We start from the raw sequence: 15,729 nt of genomic DNA, 5'->3' as shown, positions 1-15,729 counted from the left end.
GTGCGTCAGGAAGGGGTGGGGCGGACGACGTCGCCCAGGGTCGGGATCGACTCCGGGCGCGAGCGGACCGCGTCCGTGCACTCCCACTTCCGCGGTGGATCGGCGTCCGGGCCGCCCAGGACCACCGGTCCCGGGCCCGCCGACACGGCTTCGCTGCCCGCCAGCGTGCACACGATCTGCGACAGGGCCACCGGCGGCAGGTCCTCCGGCTTGCGGCTCAGCCGGACCGTGCCGGCCGGGTCACCGGTCCTCGGCGCGACCGCCGTCAGCCCCGAGGGGACCCCGGTCGTGAAGCCTGCGTCCCGCTCCTCCGCGCTCGGCGTCCGCTCCAGCGCCTCCAGCAGCGCCTGCGCGACGAGCGCCACCGGGTCCTTCAGCACCCTCTTCTCCGGTATCGGGACGATCCGCTCCACGCCCACCAGCTGCGATCCGCAGACCAGTTCCACCGTGGCCCGGAAGCCCTGCACCCCGCTCTGCCCGCTCGGCTGCGCCGGGGTGTCGCACGACACCCGCGAGGGCGCCGGGCCCACGTCCACGGGCACGGTGGTCGCCCTGATCCCGCACCCCGAGACGGCGAGCAGCACCATCGCCACCGGCAGCGCCCTACGCATCCTGGTCACCCGCGATCACCTTCCCCACATCCATCGGCAGCCGCAGGGTGAACAGCGCCCCGGCCCCGGCCACGTTGGCGGCGGTGATGTCACCGCCGTGGATGTGCGCGTTCTCCATCGCGATCGACAGGCCCAGCCCGCTGCCGTCCGACTTCGGCCGCGACGCGCTCGCCTTGTAGAACCGGTCGAAGACGTGCGGCAGGACGTCCTCGGGAATGCCCGGTCCGTTGTCCTGCACCGCGATCACCAGCCACTCCCCCTCCACCGTCACCGACACCCGCACCGGCGAGCCGCCGTGCTTGAGCGCGTTGCCGATCAGGTTGGCGAGGATCACGTCGAGGCGGCGCGGGTCGAGGCGGGCCACGATGCCCCGCTCGGCGTCGAGTTCGACCGCGTCGAGCCAGGCCCGGGCGTCGATGCAGGCGGTGACCTGGTCGGCGACGTTCACGTCGTCCAGCACCAGCCTGGCCGTACCCGCGTCGAAGCGGGTGACCTCCATCAGGTTCTCCACGAGGTCGTTCAGGCGGCGCGTCTCGCTGACGACCAGCGCCACCGCCGGTGCGATCATCGGATCGAGGTCGTCGACCTCTTCCTCCAGCACCTCGGCGACCGCCGTCAACGCCGTCAGCGGCGTGCGCAGTTCGTGCGACATGTCCGCGACGAAGCGCCGGCTCGACTCCTCCCGCGCGCTCATGTCGGCGACCTTCTTCTCCAGCGCCTCGGCCGTCTTGTTGAAGGTGTGCGACAGGTCGGCGAGTTCGTCCGTACCCGACACGTCGAGGCGGTGGTCCAGCTCGCCCTCGCCGAGCCGCCGCGCCGCGTCCCCGAGCCGTTGCACGGGCTTGAGCACGGTACGGGCCGCGGCCTGCGCCAGCAGAGCGGAGCCGAGCAGCGCGAGACCGGTGGCGATGGTCAGCGACCAGCCGAGCGCGTTCAGGTCGTCCCGCTCCTGCGCGAGCGACTTGTACATGTAGCCGGTCGGCCCGCCGCCCACGATCCGGGTGCCGCCGACCAGGTACGGATTGCCGTGCGGCTTCGTCCGCTGCCAGTACACGTGGTACTCGGCGTCGTTCGCCGCCGTCGTCTTCTGCCGGTCGTTGACAGCGTTCTGCAGGGACTTCGGTACGTCGCCCAGCCCGAAGGTGTCGGGACCCGCGGCCCCGGCCACCTGGCGGTGGTCGCCCAGCTCCTGCACCAGCAGCACGCTGTACCCGGGGCTGCTGCCCGCCATCAGCTCGGCGGTGCGCTGCATCTCCGCGGGGGTCGGGTCGGCGGGCAGTGCCGCGGCCCGGTTCTGCATCTCCTGCCGGAAGTCGCCGAGTGCGGCCTCCTGGACACGGGTGAGGACGGCCTCCCGGTTGAGCCAGTACGCGATCCCGGACGCGGAGACCGCGGCCGTGAGCGCGACGAGCGCGAACACCACGAGGAGCCGCAGCCGCAGGCTGGTCCAGCGCCGGCCCGCGAACAGAGGTCTGATCACTGCGGGGAGTCCAGCCGGTAGCCGACACCCCGGACGGTACGGATCAAGGTCGGGGAGGAAGGCACTTCCTCGACCTTGGCACGCAGCCGCTGCACGCAGGCGTCGACGAGCCGCGAGTCGCCCAGGTAGTCGTGCTCCCAGACGAGCCGGAGCAACTGCTGGCGGGAGAGCGCCTGTCCGGGACGGCGGCTCAGCTCCAGCAGCAGCCGCAGCTCGGTCGGGGTGAGCTGGAGGTCCTCGCCGTTCTTCGTCACCGTCATCGCGGCGCGGTCGATGACGAGGGAGCCGAAGCTCGCGGAGTCGCTGGACTCGCGCTCACCGCGGCGCAGCACGGCGCGGATGCGGGCGTCGAGGACCCGCCCCTGCACGGGCTTGACCACGTAGTCGTCGGCCCCGGACTCCAGGCCCACGACCACGTCGATGTCGTCACTGCGCGCGGTGAGCAGGATGATCGGCAGCTGGTCGGTGCGCCGGATGCGCCGGCACACCTCGAAACCGTCGATCCCGGGCAGCATCACGTCCAGCACGATCAGGTCCGGCCGCTGCTCGCGCAGCAGCTTCAGGCCGTCCTCGCCCGTCGCCGCGGTGGCCACACGGTGGCCCTGGCGAGACAGGGAGAGTTCGAGGGCCGTGCGGATGGCGTCGTCGTCCTCGATCAGCAACAGGAAAGGCACGGGCTCATTCTGTCCCATCGACCGACGGGAGTTCGACCGTCCGGGGTACGGGATCTCGTCGCGTCCTCGCCTCGCCCTCGCAGGAGTGACGCCGAGATCGCTGTGACAGGCCTGTGACAGTCGACGGACACCCCGGTTAAGTCGGCCGGGCAGTCTTCTATCAGCAACCGAACACGACGGACCGAAGCAGACTCCACGACGGGGGGCGCGAGATGAACACGCTGCACAGCACCACCACCAGCGCGGTTGTCACGCGGCTGCACGATGTGAACCGCCGGGCGGGTGTCCGTAAGGTTGCGGTCACCCGTCCCCGGCCGGCACACGTCGTAGCCATTGACGCAAACCAGTACCGGGCGGTTCCCGCACAGGGCACGCCGTCCTCCACGTCCGAGGCCGAGTTCACGGCGTACGTCCAGGAGCGGCGGGCAGCGCTGTACGCGACGGCCTTCCACCTCACCGGCGACCGCCACGAGGCCGAGGACCTGCTGCAGAGCGCGCTGTTCTCCACGTACCGAGCCTGGGACCGGATCAGCGACAAGGCGGCCGTGGGCGGGTACCTGCGCCGCACGATGACGAACCTGCACATCAGCGCGTGGCGTCGGCGGAAGCTGAACGAGTACCCGACGGAAGAGCTGCCGGAGACGGCCTCGGACACGGACGCGATGGGCGGCACGGAGCTGCGCGCGGTGCTGTGGCAGGCGCTGGCCCGGATCCCGGAGCCGCAGCGCACGATGCTGGTGCTGCGGTACTACGAGGGCCGGACGGACCCGGAGATCGCGGAGATCCTCGGGATCAGCGTCGGCACGGTGAAGTCGAGCATCTGGCGGTCGCTGCGGCGCATGCGGGACGACGAGGCGCTGAGCTTCGGCCGCGACGAGGCGGAGTCCTTCGAGGAACTCGTCGCGTAACGCGGCACCGACAAAGAGCCATCGGGCCAGGGGGCCCGTCCTACGGGGGTGGGGCGGGGGCCGCGGGGGGAAAAGGCGGGATCAGGCGGCCGGGGGTCCGCGTGATCCCGCCTTTTCGCGTGCGCGGCGTGCCCGGGGATGTCGCCGCGGCGAAATCCCCGGCTACGCCGGAGCGGCGGCGCGGTGGCGGCCCGCCGCGGCGGCGGCCAGGCGGCCGAGGGCCTCGTCACGGCCACAGGCGTGCGCGCCGAGCCCGACGTGCCGGGCCACGATGCCCCGCTCGGCCCGCATCAGGCGAAAACCCCTGCGCAGCAGGAAGGGGACGGACTTGCGCCCCTCCCGCAGGTCACGGGCCAGGCGCCGCCGGAAGGTGGTCGAGGGCCGCCCCCGCAGGCAGATCGCGTCGGCCAGCAGCCCCAGCTCCTGGCAGCGCGCCGCGATGTCGGCGGCGAAGATCCCCTCCGCGATGAACAGCGGGGTCCGCGGCGACCGCGAGATGTCCAGGGTCTCGGTCCCGGTCCGCGAGGACGTGGCGATGTCGTACACCGGCACCTCCGTCCGCCCGGCCGCGCACAGTTCCGCGATCGCGGCGACGGCCGCCTGCGCGTCCCAGGATCCCGGGGAGTCCCAGTCGATGTCGGAGCTGCCTTCGACCAGCGGGAGGGTGGGGTCGGCGCCCTCCTTGTAGAAGTCGTCGAGGCGCAGCACGGGCAGCCCGGACCGGGCGGCCAGTACGGATTTTCCGGAGCCCGACGGACCGGTCAGAAGGACGACGCGGGTCGGTGAAGGAGAAGAACAGCTCACGGGACACCAGTCTGAACCATTCCCCCGGGTAGGGGATCCTCCCGGTGGCCGGTTGGTATCCAGGATCACACCTCAACTACGCTGCGTGCGCACGCGACTACGACCACAGGCGGGAATCCCATGGCACGTCACGCAGCCCCCTCCGCACCGCACCGGCTCCGCAGCGCCGGGCTGGCGGTCTCGATGGCCGGCGCGGCCCTCGCGATGGCCGCCGGCGGCGCGCAGGCCGGTGAACTCGATGTCCCGGCGGCCCTCGCCGGGGTCACCGACCCGATCTCGAACCTCAAGGTGAATCCGCTCGCCCACACGGGCGTGGACCCGCTGGACAACGGCGTCGCCACGAAGGTCGCGGACTTCCCGGCGGTCGGTACGGGCATGGTCACCGGCGTCCTGACGCAGGGGCCCTCCGTCGGCGAGCTGCCCATGGCCGCCGTCACCTCGCTGCTGGGGCCGGTGCTCCCCAAGGCGTAGGCGGGCACGGGAAGGCCCCGGCAGCGTGGACGGACGCTGCCGGGGCCGGACTGTCCCGGGCGGGCTCTAGTACGAGGAGCCGCCCGCGCCCAGCGACCCGGTGGGGTGCCAGACGGTCTTGGTCTCCAGGAACGCGGTCATGCGCCGCGTACCCGGGTCCGCGCTCCAGTCGTCCACAGGCTGTGGACGCAGGACGCGCTTGAGGTTGTCGGCCGCCGCGATCTCCAGCTCCTTGGCCAGCGCGACATCCGCACCCGCCAGGTCGATCGCGTTGACGTCCTGGTGGGACGCCAGGTGCGGGCCCATCTCGGCGGCCTTGCCGGACAGGATGTTGACCACTCCGCCGGGCAGGTCGGAGGTGGCGAGCACCTCGCCGAGGGAGAGCGCCGGGAGCGGCGCCTTCTCGGAGGCGATCACGACGGCCGTGTTGCCGCCGGCGATCACCGGGGCGAGCACCGAGACCAGGCCCAGGAAGGACGAGTCCTGCGGGGCGACGACCGTGACGACACCGGTCGGCTCGGGGGTGGAGAGGTTGAAGAACGGGCCCGCGACCGGGTTGGCCCCGCCGACGATCTGGCCGATCTTGTCGGTCCAGCCCGCGTACCAGACCCAGCGGTCGATGGCCGCGTCCACGACGGCCGCCGCCTTCGACTTGGACAGGCCCTCGGCCTCGCCGACCTCGCGGACGAACTGGTCCCGGCGGCCCTCCAGCATCTCGGCGATGCGGTAGAGGATCTGGCCCCGGTTGTACGCGGTCGCGCCCGACCAGCCGCCGAAGGCCTTGCGGGCGGCGACGACCGCGTCACGCGCGTCCTTGCGGGAGGACAGGGGGGCGTTGGCCAGCCACTTGCCCTTGCCACCCGACGATGTTTTCGCCGTCACCTCGTACACCCGGCCGCTCTCGGAGCGGGGGAACTTGCCCCCGACGTACAGCTTGTAGGTCTTGAAGACGCTCAGACGCGCCGTCGACGACTCAGACATCGAGGTAACCCTCCAGGCCGTGGCGACCGCCCTCGCGGCCGAAGCCCGACTCCTTGTAACCGCCGAACGGCGAGGTCGGGTCGAACTTGTTGAACGTATTGGCCCAGACGACGCCCGCGCGGAGCTTGTTCGCGACCGCGAGGATGCGGCTGCCCTTCTCCGTCCAGATGCCGGCGGACAGGCCGTACTGGCTGTTGTTGGCCTTCGCGACGGCCTCGTCGGGCGTGCGGAAGGTCAGCACGGACAGCACCGGGCCGAAGATCTCGTCGCGGGCGACGGTGTGCGCCTGGGTGACGTTCGTGAAGAGCGTCGGGGCGAACCAGTAGCCGGCGGACGGCAGCTCGCAGGCCGGGGACCAGCGCTCGGCGCCCTCGGCCTCGCCGGTGTCCGCGAGCGCGGTGATCCGGGCGAGCTGCTCGGCGGAGTTGATCGCGCCGATGTCGGTGTTCTTGTCGAGCGGGTCGCCGAGGCGCAGCGTGGACAGGCGGCGCTTGAGCGAGTCGAGCAGCTCGTCGTGGATCGACTCCTGGACCAGCAGGCGGGAGCCCGCGCAGCAGACCTGGCCCTGGTTGAAGAAGATGCCGTTGACGATGCCCTCGACGGCCTGGTCGATGGGCGCGTCGTCGAAGACGATGTTGGCGCCCTTGCCGCCCAGCTCCAGAGTGACCTTCTTGTCGGTCCCGGCGACGTGGCGGGCGATCTTCTTGCCCACGGCGGTCGAGCCGGTGAAGGCGACCTTGTTGACGTCCGGGTGCTCGACGAGGGCCGCGCCCGCGTCCCCGTACCCGGTGAGGATGTTGACGACGCCCTTGGGCAGGCCGGCCTGGCGGCAGATGTCCGCGAAGAACAGCGCCGACAGGGGCGTGGTCTCGGCGGGCTTCAGGACGACCGTGTTGCCGGTGGCGAGCGCCGGGGCGATCTTCCACGCGAGCATGAGGAGGGGGAAGTTCCAGGGGATGACCTGGCCCGCCACGCCCAGCGGGCGCGGGTTCGGGCCGTAGCCCGCGTGGTCGAGCTTGTCGGCCCAGCCCGCGTAGTAGAAGAAGTGCGCGGCGACCAGCGGGAGGTCCGCGTCGCGGGTCTCCTTGATCGGCTTTCCGTTGTCCAGGGTCTCCAGGACGGCCAGCTCGCGGCTGCGCTCCTGGATGATCCGGGCGATGCGGAAGAGGTACTTGGCGCGCTCGGAGCCGGGCAGCGCGGACCACTTCTCGAAGGCCTTGCGGGCGGCCTTGACGGCGCGGTCCACGTCGGCGGCGCCCGCCTGGGCGACCTCGGCCAGGACTTCCTCGGACGACGGCGAGACGGTCTTGAAGACCTTGCCGTCGGCGGCGTCGGTGAACTCACCGTCGATGAAGAGGCCGTAGGAGGGGGCGATGTCGACGACCGAGCGGGACTCGGGAGCCGGTGCGTACTCGAAGAGGGATGCCATGGTGATCAGTCCACCGTCACGTAGTCGGGACCGGAGTAACGGCCGGTGCTCAGCTTCTGGCGCTGCATCAACAGGTCGTTGAGCAGGCTGGAGGCGCCGAAGCGGAACCAGTGGTTGCTCAGCCAGTCCTCGCCCGCGGTCTCGTTGACCAGGACCAGGAACTTGATCGCGTCCTTGGTGGTGCGGATGCCGCCGGCCGGCTTCACGCCGATCTGGATTCCAGTCTGCTCCCGGAAGTCGCGTACGGCTTCGAGCATGAGCAGGGTGTTGGCCGGGGTGGCGTTGACGCCCACCTTGCCCGTCGACGTCTTGATGAAGTCGGCGCCCGCGAGCATGCCGATCCAGGAGGCCCGGCGGATGTTGTCGTACGTGGACAGCTCGCCGGTCTCGAAGATGACCTTGAGGCGGGCCGCGGTGCCGTCGGGGCGCACGCACGCCTCCTTGACGGCCTTGATCAGCTCGTAGGTGTCGAGGTAGCGGCCGGCGAGGAAGGCGCCACGGTCGATGACCATGTCGATCTCGTCGGCGCCGGCGGCCACGGCGTCGGCCGTGTCCGCGAGCTTGACCGGCAGGGCCGCGCGGCCGGCCGGGAACGCGGTGGCGACGGAGGCGACCTTGACGTCGGCGCCGTTCAGCGCCGCCTTCGCGGTGGCCACCATGTCGGGGTACACGCAGACGGCGGCCGTCATCGGGGTGCTGCGGTCGGTCGGATCGGGGTTGACGGCCTTGGCGGAGAGCGCCCGGACCTTGCCCGGGGTGTCCGCGCCTTCCAGCGTCGTCAGGTCGATCATCGAGATGGCCAGGTCGATGGCGTACGCCTTGGCCGTCGTCTTGATCGAACGGGTGCCGAGGGAGGCCGCGCGGGCCTCCAGACCGACAGCGTCGACGCCGGGCAGCCCGTGCAGGAAGCGGCGCAGCGCACTGTCGGACGTCGTCACGTCAGCGAATGCGGTGAGGGTGGTGGGCATGGTCACCAGATGAGCATATCTACGCGCGTAGCGACCTGTCACCCCCCGGATCCCATTCCGGAGGATCGCTATGGAATCGACACCTCCGCTCCGACACCCTTCCGGCCGTTACACGGCCATGACGGGAGCCGGATCCTCCGGCCGCACAAGATCCATAGATTTCTCTTCAGCAGCCCGCCACACCTGACCCGGTGAACCAGACCGAACAGACACAACGCGGCATGCGGCTCTCCTCCACTCTCCTCACCCACGCTTCAGGAGTCGTTATGCGTACCGCCCTCGTCCTCCGCACCTCGATCGTCACCGCCGCCCTCGCGGGCGCGATGCTCCTCCCGGCCGCCGGCGCCGCGTTCGCCGCGCCGGCCGCGGCCCCGCAGGCAGCCGCGGCCTCGGACGACAGCCGCTACGAGGGCGAGGTCCACGCCATCGGCCAGGGCCTGGTCGCGGTGCTGCGCAACAAGTCCGAGGGCCCCGAGGCCTGGATCCGCGCCGTCTCCCCGGACTGGAAGCCGGGTGACGACTACATGGGCAAGGTCCTGACCGTGCTGAACGACGAGCACCGCTCCGGCTCGGTCAACGGCCTGAAGCTGGAGCTCGTCGAGGGCGGCGAGATCCACGTCCAGACCCTCGTGGTGACCAAGGACGGCAAGAGCACCTCCTACCCGCTGCCGAAGGGGCAGGGCTCCGAGTGCGTCTCCAAGCCCGTGGAACAGAACATCGGGGCAGGCGCACTGGCCCAGCTGATGATGACCCCGAACGGGCCGGTCGCCCAGCTGGAGTTCGCGGAGGAAGGTCCCGACGGGCACACGTCCCTGACCCGCGCCAACCCGTCCCTGCCGGACGGCGCCGGCATCATTGCCCGCATCCTGAACGCGAGCTCCGCCGAGCCGGTCTTCGAGTGGAAGACCCAGGGCGGCGGCACGCCGTACGGCCACGCGACCTTCCCGAAGCTGCCCAAGGGCTGCACCTTCAACTACACGTTCCAGAAGCCGACCGAGAAGCCGCAGGTCGACCCCAAGCCCTCCGCGACGCCGAGCTCCACCCCGGCCGCCCCGAAGCCGCAGACCGCCGGTCAGACCTCCGTCGTGCCCAAGGGCGGGGTCGCCGCCGGTGCCGAGATCACCACCGGCGACAGCGACGACTCCACCACGGTGCTGGCCGGCACCGGGCTGGCCGCGATCCTCGCGGGGCTGGGCGCGTTCACCCTGTTCCGCCGCCGCGCGCAGCGCTGACACACCCCGCTCGACCTGCCCACACCTCCCCTCCGGCGGGCCGCCCTCGTGGCGGCCCGCCGGAGGCCGTTCCCGGAGCACCCCATGGCCCACCGCGTACGCCTCCTGCTCGCCACCGCCGTCGTCGCGACCGCCCTGACCGGCTGCGGCGCCGCTCCCACGCCCGCCGCCCCGCCCGGCACGCAGCCCGCGGCCTCCGCCCCGCCCGCCGTCACCCCCACGTCCGCCCCGGCGGCCCCGGCATCGGCCGCCCCGCTGCCCGCCTCCGCGCCCGTACGCGTACGGATCCCCTCGGCCGGGGTCGACGCCTCGCCGCTCCTGAAGCTGGGGCTGGCCGCCGACGGCACCGTCGAGGTGCCCTCCGTGGCCGACGGGGACAAGATCGGCTGGTACGACAAGGGCGTCACTCCCGGCGAGACCGGCCCGGCCGTGCTGATCGGCCACTTCGACACCGCCCGCGGCCCGGCCGTGCTCAAGGACGTCTCGCGCGTCCGCACCGGTGACGAGATCACCGTCTCCCGCGCGGACGGCAGCACCGCCGTCTTCCGCGTCCGCGAGCTGGAGCAGGTCGACAAGAAGCACTTCCCCACCACCAAGGTGTACGGGGACACCTCCCGGCCTGAGCTGCGCGTCATCACCTGCGGGGGCGCGATCACCGACGGCCACCGGCCCGACAACATCATCTTGTACGCCGATCTCGTGGGCTGAGACCGCGTGGGGCAGAATCGACCGCATGAGCAGCCAGCAGCCCTCCGACGAGCCGGTGTACGACGACCGGGTCTACCGCTCCTCCATGGCCGTGGTCACGGGCGTGCTGCTGCTCGCCCTGATCGCATGGCTCTGCGGGGACGCCGTGGTGCGGGGCTCCGGGAACACCCCGTGGATCGCGCTCGCGGTCGCGCTCTGCGCCGTACCGCTGGTCGTGGCCTTCACCATCCGCCCGGCCGTCTTCGCCAATGCCGACCGGCTGCGCGTACGCAACCCCTTCCGGGTCATCGAGCTGCCGTGGGCGGCCGTGGACTCGGTGCGCGCCGGGTACTCGGCCGAGGTGCTGGCGGAGGGTTCGAAGTATCAGCTCTGGTCCGTCCCCGTCTCGCTGCGCGACCGCAAGAAGGCGGCCCGCCAGCAGCAGCCCGGCCGCCGCGGCGGCGTGGCCCCGTCCTCCACGGACGCACAGAAGCCGGCCGAGCCGCACCGGGCCGAGGCCGACCGGGTCGTGGAGGAGCTGCGGGACCTGGCGGAGCGCGGTGCCTCGCGGCCCGGCGCCCAGGGCAGCGTGCGCGTGACGTGGTCGTACGAGATCATCGCGCCGGTCGTGGCCGGCGCGCTGGTGCTGATCGTGCTCCTCGCCACGGGCTGACCGGTCCCCGTACGTGCTCCCCAGCACATCCCACGCGGGCGGAACCGGGGCCACCGGACGGTGCGTCCTCGCAGGTGTGCAGCGCAATGAGGCCGGCGGCAGCGCCGCCACCGCCATTCATCTCCGGTTCCGGCTCCTGGCAGCCGTCCTGCTGGTCGCCCACCTCCTGGTCGTCGGCTGGCTGACTCTTCGGCCGCTGGACGTGCCCTGGGCCGCGGCCGCCAATCTGAACCCGCTGGCGGGGATCAGGGCGGACCTCGCCTACGGGCCGCTGGAGGCCGCTCACCGGATCGGCGAGGGACTGGCGCTGCTGGCCCCGCTCGGGGTGCTGCTGCCGCTGGTCAGCGGGCGGCTCGCGCCGTCGGCGCTGTCCGCGTGGTCCTCGCTCGCCCGGACGGCGGCAGCGGGCGCGCTGGTCTCGGTGTGCATCGAGATGCTCCAGACCGCGGTGCCGGGCCAGGTGGTCGACGTGGACTCGGTCCTGCTGAACACCGTCGGGGTGCTGCTCGCGCACGCGGCCGTCGTACCGGCGCTGCGCGCCCGGATGAGGCGCTCACGCACCGCTTATCAGGGGGCCACCCCGAGAATTACCAGGGTCGGGCTCGGCCCCTGGACCGAGGTCCTGTCGGCGGTTCCCCGGGAGTATTGAGGCATCGCAGAAAAGCGATCCCGATGAAGGAGAACCCCATGAGCGCCCTTGCCCGCCCCCGTGACGGCCGGTGGATCGGCGGAGTCTGCGCCGGACTGGCGCGCCGCTTCGGAATGTCCGCGAACACGATGCGCGTCATATTCGTCGTCTCGTGCCTGCTGCCCGGCCCGCAGTTCCTCATCTACCTGGCGCTGTGGCTGCTCCTGCCGAACGAGAAGTCCGCCTCCACCGCCTGGTAGGCCCTCCGCCGGACCGGGGGCGCGTCAGCCGGCCCGCTGGACCTTCTCCAGCTGCTTGTCGGCGACCTCCTGCGGCACCTGGGTCTTCTGCTGGCCGGCCGCCACGTTGAGGGCCATCAGCCGCACGATGGTCTCTCCCTCGCGTACGACGACCATGTGGACCTGTGCCGAGACGTCCTGGGCGGCCGCGGTCGTGGTCCAGCTGACGCTCTCGTCGCCGGACGTGCGGTATCCGGCGGCCCGCACCTCGCGGTAGCTGCCGGTCTGCTTCTCGACCGTGGCGGAGAAACCCGTACCGCAGGCCGCGACGGCGGCCTTGAGGCGGGCGATGAGCGTCTTGGCGTCGCTCTCGGCGTAGGAGCTGACCGACGCGGAGACCGCGAGTCCGACCTGCTTCTGGGAGCCGACGCCGCGGTTGACGGTCTCGCGCGCGGCCGGGTCCGGCTTGTCGCCCATGATGTCGGCCAGCGGCTGGCAGGCCTTCTTGTCGGCCTGCGGCTGACCGTTCGGGGCGCTCGGATTCTTGCCCTGGGCGGAGATCTGGTAGCCGGGCAGGTCGCCCTGTTCCAGCGCGGACCGCTCCAGCCTGCTGCCGGCCTTGGGCGCGGCGGAGCCGCCGGGGGCGGTCGCCGCCGGGCCGCCGGGCGCTCCCGAGGCCTGACCTGCGGAACCCTTGGGGTCCGGGTCCTTGCCCTTCGCGGGGCTGCCCGTGCCGGCGCAGCCGACCGCCGCGAGCAGCAGGGCGGGGACCAGCGCGACCATCGTCGCTCGTGCCTTCATGCGCATGACCAAGAACCTCATACCGATGGGGTCGGCGGGCAGTTGGTGGTGATCGTGGCACACGGCACGGCGGTACACACACCTCGTCGAAGAGGCGTGCGACCGCCGTGCGCGCGTTCGCATCGGGACAGCGTCAGCCGCCGTTGAGGGCGCCGGTGAGCGGGTTCAGCAGGCCGGTGACCGAGGAGGTGGGGTCGCTCGACTGCTGGCCCCCCTGGGTGCCCGCCTGCTGCTGGCTGGTGACCCCCTGGAGCGCACCCGTGGCAGTGCCCAGCGCGTCGGTGAGACCGACGGCCGGGAGGGCGGCGGCGGAGGCGGTACCGGCGGCGACGGCGGCGAAGGCGGCACCGAGAGCGGCGGCACCGAGGATCTTGGCAGCTGACTGCTTCATGAAAAATATTCCTTGCGACGGGGAATTTGAGCGGCTTCGCAAACTAGTCACGTGAAACCCCCGCCCGCAAACATCCGTAAATACGAGAAAGCGCCCGGGAATTGCTCCTCCCGGGCGCTTTCAGTACGTCATGCCGTGGCCTACGCCGAGACAGAACCGCTGGTGGAAGCGGTCTGCTGGAACAGCCACTCCGACTTCAGTTCCGCATAACCGGGCTTGATGACCTCGTTGATCATGGCCAGTCGTTCATCGAAAGGAATGAACGCGGACTTCATCGCATTGACGGTGAACCACTGCATGTCGTCGAGCGAGTAGCCGAAGGTGTCGACCAGGTGCTCGAACTCGCGGCTCATGCTGGTGCCGCTCATCAGGCGGTTGTCGGTGTTCACCGTGAGCCTGAAGTGCAGCTTCCGCAGCAGGCCGATCGGGTGCTCGGCGTACGAGGCGGCCGCGGCCGTCTGCAGGTTCGACGTCGGGCACATCTCCAGGGGGATGCGCTTGTCCCGGACGTACGAGGCGAGGCGGCCCAGCTTCACGGAGCCGTCGGCGGCGACCTCGATGTCGTCGATGATCTTCACGCCGTGACCGAGGCGGTCGGCGCCGCACCACTGCAGGGCCTGCCAGATCGACGGCAGGCCGAAGGCCTCGCCCGCGTGGATCGTGAAGTGGTTGTTCTCGCGCTTGAGGTATTCGAAGGCGTCGAGGTGGCGGGTGGGAGGGAACCCTGCCTCGGCGCCGGCGATGTCGAAGCCGACGACGCCGTTGTCGCGGTAGCGGTTGGCCAGCTCCGCGATCTCCAGCGCGCGGGCGGCGTGGCGCATCGCGGTCAGCAGGGCGCCGACGCGGATGCGGTGGCCGCTCGCCTTGGCGCGGCGCTCGCCCTCGCGGAAGCCGTCGTTCACGGCCTCGACGACCTCTTCGAGGGTCAGGCCGGCTTCCAGGTGCTGCTCGGGGGCGTAGCGGATCTCGGCGTACACGACGCCGTCCTCGGCCAGGTCCTCGGCGCACTCGGCGGCGACCCGGAAGAGGGCCTCCTTCGTCTGCATGACCGCGCAGGTGTGGGCGAAGGTCTCCAGGTAGCGCGGAAGGGAACCGGAGTCGGCGGCTTCCCGGAACCAGATGCCGAGCTTGTCGGCGTCGGTCTCGGGGAGGTTCTCGTAGCCGACCTCGCGGGCCAGCTCGATGATGGTCCCGGGGCGCAGTCCACCGTCGAGGTGATCGTGCAGGAGCACCTTCGGGGAACGGCGGATCTGATCCGGGGTCGGCAGGTTGGGGGTCTCGCTCGTCATCTGGGCACTCTAGCTCCTACGCGCGTAGAGCGACGCGCCGACGACGGCCGCAGATATGTAACAGTGCCCGCGCGGACGGATGGCGTACACCTCGGCGTCTGAGACTGTTCCGTCATGGCACAGCATGCGCCGCCGGCGCGCGGGGCCCGCCTGGGGCGGGCGGCCGGCGCGAACGGCTCGGGTTCGACGGTCAGTGGTGTGGTGCTCCTGCTTCCCGGAGCGTCCAGATTCTCCCCCGGTCCACTGCGTCCCCTCGGGCGGGCGCTGGTCCGGGCGGGCGTGGCGGAGGGGCTGGTCGCGCACGCCGTCGTCCACGGCGGGGGGTCCTCCCGCGAGGATCAGGCGGGGTGGGCGGCGGACGAGGTGGTGCGGCGGTACGGGGACGTGCCGGTGTGCCTGGCCGGCTACGACGCGGGCGGCCTCGCCGCGCTGCGGGCGGCGGGCCACCACGCCGTCAACTCCGTGGTGTCGCTCGCTCCTTGCTTAGCGGATGCGGCGGCCGCGGCGGACTCGTCCGAACCGGTGAAACAGCTGTCGGGACGGCGGGTGCTGATCGTGCACGGCACGAACGACGCGCGCAGTGACCCAGAGGCATCGTTTCAGCTCGCCGCCCGGGCGAAGAAGGCCAACCGGTCGACCTGCCGCTTCGAGGTGCACTCGGACGGGCACGGGCTGCGCGAGCACCAGCCGGAAGTCGTCGCGCTGGTCGTGGACTTCGTACTGGGCTCGGTGTTCTCGGGACGGTACTCACGGCCGGTGACGGACGCGCTCGCCGCTCCCCCGCCGCTGGGCCTGCGGATGCCGCTGGCGTCGGGGTTCGGGCAGTCGCTGCGCAGGTGAGGAGCGGCTCCCGCGCGTAACGTGAGGAGTGGACTCGGGGCGTTCCCCTCCGGAGGCGATCAGTCATGGCCGGACTGCAGAGCAAGAACTTCGACAAGCCGGACGAGACGCGTCCGTTCGAGGACGGCAAGGGCCGGCTGGACCTGTTCAACACCGAGGGCGGGGCCGTCGGGCGCGCCGTCTTCGAGCCGGGATGGCGCTGGTCGGAGCACATCAAGCCGCTGGCGGGTACGGACAGCTGCCAGTCCGCTCACACGGGGTACGTGGTGAGCGGGCGCATGAAGATCGTCATGGACGACGGGGAGAGCGGCGAGATCGGCCCCGGCGACTTCATCCGGATCGCACCCGGACACGACGCCTGGGTCCTGGGTGACGAGCCTTGTGTCGCGCTGGACTGGACCGGATACGTCGACTACGCGAAGCCTTCCGGCTGACGCGTCCGCCGCTCCGGCCGACGGCCCCGGCGAGCCGCCGGCGGTCGCACCGGTCGTGCCCGCAGCTCCGCCCCCTCACGGTCGGATGGCACCGATGGATCCCGGCGCGACCACCACGGTGCGGGCACCCACACGGCGGGCCCCCTTCACGCCGTGCTGCCACTGTGCCCCTTCGGCATATGCCGATCG

At 71.4% G+C, this 15,729-nt stretch carries 19 protein-coding genes; 9 read left to right on the top strand and 10 right to left on the bottom strand.

Annotation, left to right across the window (positions count from 1 at the left end; all coding sequences use genetic code 11):
* Positions 1-5: 5 nt before the first annotated feature.
* From OG737_RS18940 to afsQ1, 3 genes are read right to left on the bottom strand one after another with little or no spacing between them, the layout of a single operon-like run.
* On the bottom strand, positions 6-611 hold the full coding sequence (locus OG737_RS18940; RefSeq protein ID WP_328930394.1) for a hypothetical protein: 606 nt from the start codon (positions 609-611) through the stop codon (positions 6-8).
* On the bottom strand, positions 604-2,091 hold the full coding sequence (locus tag OG737_RS18935; protein ID WP_328927303.1) for a HAMP domain-containing sensor histidine kinase: 1,488 nt from the start codon (positions 2,089-2,091) through the stop codon (positions 604-606). Before OG737_RS18935 ends, OG737_RS18940 begins: the two co-directional genes overlap by 8 nt.
* Positions 2,088-2,765, bottom strand: a complete 678-nt coding sequence (afsQ1, locus tag OG737_RS18930) for a two-component system response regulator AfsQ1 (RefSeq protein WP_063783935.1) — start codon at positions 2,763-2,765, stop codon at positions 2,088-2,090. The genes OG737_RS18935 and afsQ1 overlap by 4 nt, the downstream gene beginning before the upstream one ends.
* 212 nt (positions 2,766-2,977) lie before the next feature.
* On the opposite strand from afsQ1, the gene OG737_RS18925 reads away from it, so the two are divergent.
* Positions 2,978-3,673 (top strand): SigE family RNA polymerase sigma factor, encoded by a 696-nt coding sequence (locus tag OG737_RS18925; RefSeq protein ID WP_328927302.1) that lies wholly within the window; start codon positions 2,978-2,980, stop codon positions 3,671-3,673.
* Positions 3,674-3,835: 162 nt separating this feature from the next.
* On the opposite strand, the gene OG737_RS18920 is transcribed toward OG737_RS18925, so the two are convergent.
* Positions 3,836-4,543, bottom strand: coding sequence for a uridine kinase (locus OG737_RS18920; protein WP_328930393.1), 708 nt, complete (start codon positions 4,541-4,543; stop codon positions 3,836-3,838).
* Between the two features lie 54 nt (positions 4,544-4,597).
* Here OG737_RS18920 and OG737_RS18915 point away from each other — a divergent pair, with 54 nt between their 5' ends.
* Positions 4,598-4,948 carry a hypothetical protein gene (locus tag OG737_RS18915; RefSeq protein WP_405678841.1) on the top strand — a complete coding sequence of 117 codons (351 nt, stop codon included), beginning with the start codon at positions 4,598-4,600 and terminating at the stop codon, positions 4,946-4,948.
* 66 nt (positions 4,949-5,014) lie between these two features.
* On the opposite strand, the gene OG737_RS18910 is transcribed toward OG737_RS18915, so the two are convergent.
* Genes OG737_RS18910 through deoC form a run of 3 tightly spaced genes read right to left on the bottom strand, consistent with a single transcriptional unit; the run spans position 5,015 to position 8,326 of the window.
* On the bottom strand, positions 5,015-5,929 hold the full coding sequence (locus OG737_RS18910) for an aldehyde dehydrogenase family protein (protein WP_328927300.1): 915 nt from the start codon (positions 5,927-5,929) through the stop codon (positions 5,015-5,017).
* Positions 5,922-7,358, bottom strand: coding sequence for an aldehyde dehydrogenase family protein (locus OG737_RS18905; RefSeq protein WP_328927299.1), 1,437 nt, complete (start codon positions 7,356-7,358; stop codon positions 5,922-5,924). Before OG737_RS18905 ends, OG737_RS18910 begins: the two co-directional genes overlap by 8 nt.
* 5 nt (positions 7,359-7,363) lie before the next feature.
* On the bottom strand, positions 7,364-8,326 hold the full coding sequence (gene deoC / locus OG737_RS18900; RefSeq protein WP_328930392.1) for a deoxyribose-phosphate aldolase: 963 nt from the start codon (positions 8,324-8,326) through the stop codon (positions 7,364-7,366).
* 266 nt (positions 8,327-8,592) lie between these two features.
* Here deoC and OG737_RS18895 point away from each other — a divergent pair, with 266 nt between their 5' ends.
* The 5 genes from OG737_RS18895 (at position 8,593) to OG737_RS18875 (ending at position 11,806) form a co-directional block, all read left to right on the top strand.
* A complete protein-coding gene (locus tag OG737_RS18895) occupies positions 8,593-9,558 on the top strand; it encodes an LPXTG cell wall anchor domain-containing protein (protein WP_405921777.1) in 966 nt (321 codons plus the stop codon).
* A gap of 84 nt (positions 9,559-9,642) precedes the next feature.
* Positions 9,643-10,266 (top strand): class F sortase, encoded by a 624-nt coding sequence (locus tag OG737_RS18890; protein ID WP_405921776.1) that lies wholly within the window; start codon positions 9,643-9,645, stop codon positions 10,264-10,266.
* A gap of 25 nt (positions 10,267-10,291) precedes the next feature.
* Complete coding sequence (locus OG737_RS18885) at positions 10,292-10,918, top strand: PH domain-containing protein (RefSeq protein WP_405921775.1); 627 nt, start codon at positions 10,292-10,294, stop codon at positions 10,916-10,918.
* A gap of 76 nt (positions 10,919-10,994) precedes the next feature.
* Positions 10,995-11,567: a VanZ family protein gene (locus tag OG737_RS18880; protein ID WP_328927295.1), complete on the top strand. Its 573-nt coding sequence runs from the start codon at positions 10,995-10,997 to the stop codon at positions 11,565-11,567.
* Positions 11,568-11,605: 38 nt separating this feature from the next.
* Positions 11,606-11,806, top strand: coding sequence for a PspC domain-containing protein (locus OG737_RS18875; RefSeq protein WP_266934634.1), 201 nt, complete (start codon positions 11,606-11,608; stop codon positions 11,804-11,806).
* A gap of 24 nt (positions 11,807-11,830) precedes the next feature.
* Here the strand turns inward: OG737_RS18875 and OG737_RS18870 are convergent, their stop codons facing one another.
* The 3 genes from OG737_RS18870 to OG737_RS18860 form a co-directional block, all read right to left on the bottom strand.
* Positions 11,831-12,592, bottom strand: a complete 762-nt coding sequence (locus OG737_RS18870; protein ID WP_328927294.1) for a hypothetical protein — start codon at positions 12,590-12,592, stop codon at positions 11,831-11,833.
* 127 nt (positions 12,593-12,719) lie between these two features.
* Positions 12,720-12,977, bottom strand: a complete 258-nt coding sequence (locus tag OG737_RS18865; protein ID WP_328927293.1) for a hypothetical protein — start codon at positions 12,975-12,977, stop codon at positions 12,720-12,722.
* 140 nt (positions 12,978-13,117) lie between these two features.
* Positions 13,118-14,266 (bottom strand): adenosine deaminase, encoded by a 1,149-nt coding sequence (locus OG737_RS18860; RefSeq protein WP_328927292.1) that lies wholly within the window; start codon positions 14,264-14,266, stop codon positions 13,118-13,120.
* Between the two features lie 114 nt (positions 14,267-14,380).
* Here OG737_RS18860 and OG737_RS18855 point away from each other — a divergent pair, with 114 nt between their 5' ends.
* Both OG737_RS18855 and OG737_RS18850 read left to right on the top strand, forming a co-directional pair.
* Positions 14,381-15,106 (top strand): alpha/beta hydrolase family protein, encoded by a 726-nt coding sequence (locus OG737_RS18855; RefSeq protein WP_405921774.1) that lies wholly within the window; start codon positions 14,381-14,383, stop codon positions 15,104-15,106.
* A 65-nt stretch (positions 15,107-15,171) separates the two neighbouring features.
* Positions 15,172-15,540, top strand: a complete 369-nt coding sequence (locus OG737_RS18850; RefSeq protein ID WP_328927290.1) for a cupin domain-containing protein — start codon at positions 15,172-15,174, stop codon at positions 15,538-15,540.
* Positions 15,541-15,729 lie beyond the last annotated feature (189 nt).

The sequence above is a fragment of the Streptomyces sp. NBC_00122 genome (assembly GCF_045160845.1).
In the GTDB taxonomy this organism is placed as follows: Bacteria; Actinomycetota; Actinomycetes; order Streptomycetales; family Streptomycetaceae; genus Streptomyces.
The sequence above is the reverse complement of the archived record's forward strand: the minus strand, read 5'-3'. Positions and strand labels throughout refer to the sequence as shown.

Excerpts from the sequence above, each read along its gene's own strand:
- OG737_RS18940 (WP_328930394.1), bottom strand. The coding sequence starts at position 611 with ATGCGTAGGGCGCTGCCGGTGGCGATGGTGCTGCTCGCCGTCTCGGGG.
- OG737_RS18925 (WP_328927302.1), top strand. The coding sequence starts at position 2,978 with ATGAACACGCTGCACAGCACCACCACCAGCGCGGTTGTCACGCGGCTG.
- OG737_RS18915 (WP_405678841.1), top strand. The coding sequence starts at position 4,598 with ATGGCACGTCACGCAGCCCCCTCCGCACCGCACCGGCTCCGCAGCGCC.
- OG737_RS18910 (WP_328927300.1), bottom strand. The coding sequence starts at position 5,929 with ATGTCTGAGTCGTCGACGGCGCGTCTGAGCGTCTTCAAGACCTACAAG.
- OG737_RS18905 (WP_328927299.1), bottom strand. The coding sequence starts at position 7,358 with ATGGCATCCCTCTTCGAGTACGCACCGGCTCCCGAGTCCCGCTCGGTC.
- deoC (WP_328930392.1), bottom strand. The coding sequence starts at position 8,326 with ATGCCCACCACCCTCACCGCATTCGCTGACGTGACGACGTCCGACAGT.
- OG737_RS18895 (WP_405921777.1), top strand. The coding sequence starts at position 8,593 with ATGCGTACCGCCCTCGTCCTCCGCACCTCGATCGTCACCGCCGCCCTC.
- OG737_RS18890 (WP_405921776.1), top strand. The coding sequence starts at position 9,643 with ATGGCCCACCGCGTACGCCTCCTGCTCGCCACCGCCGTCGTCGCGACC.
- OG737_RS18885 (WP_405921775.1), top strand. The coding sequence starts at position 10,292 with ATGAGCAGCCAGCAGCCCTCCGACGAGCCGGTGTACGACGACCGGGTC.
- OG737_RS18875 (WP_266934634.1), top strand. The coding sequence starts at position 11,606 with ATGAGCGCCCTTGCCCGCCCCCGTGACGGCCGGTGGATCGGCGGAGTC.
- OG737_RS18870 (WP_328927294.1), bottom strand. The coding sequence starts at position 12,592 with ATGCGCATGAAGGCACGAGCGACGATGGTCGCGCTGGTCCCCGCCCTG.
- OG737_RS18865 (WP_328927293.1), bottom strand. The coding sequence starts at position 12,977 with ATGAAGCAGTCAGCTGCCAAGATCCTCGGTGCCGCCGCTCTCGGTGCC.
- OG737_RS18860 (WP_328927292.1), bottom strand. The coding sequence starts at position 14,266 with ATGACGAGCGAGACCCCCAACCTGCCGACCCCGGATCAGATCCGCCGT.
- OG737_RS18855 (WP_405921774.1), top strand. The coding sequence starts at position 14,381 with ATGGCACAGCATGCGCCGCCGGCGCGCGGGGCCCGCCTGGGGCGGGCG.
- OG737_RS18850 (WP_328927290.1), top strand. The coding sequence starts at position 15,172 with ATGGCCGGACTGCAGAGCAAGAACTTCGACAAGCCGGACGAGACGCGT.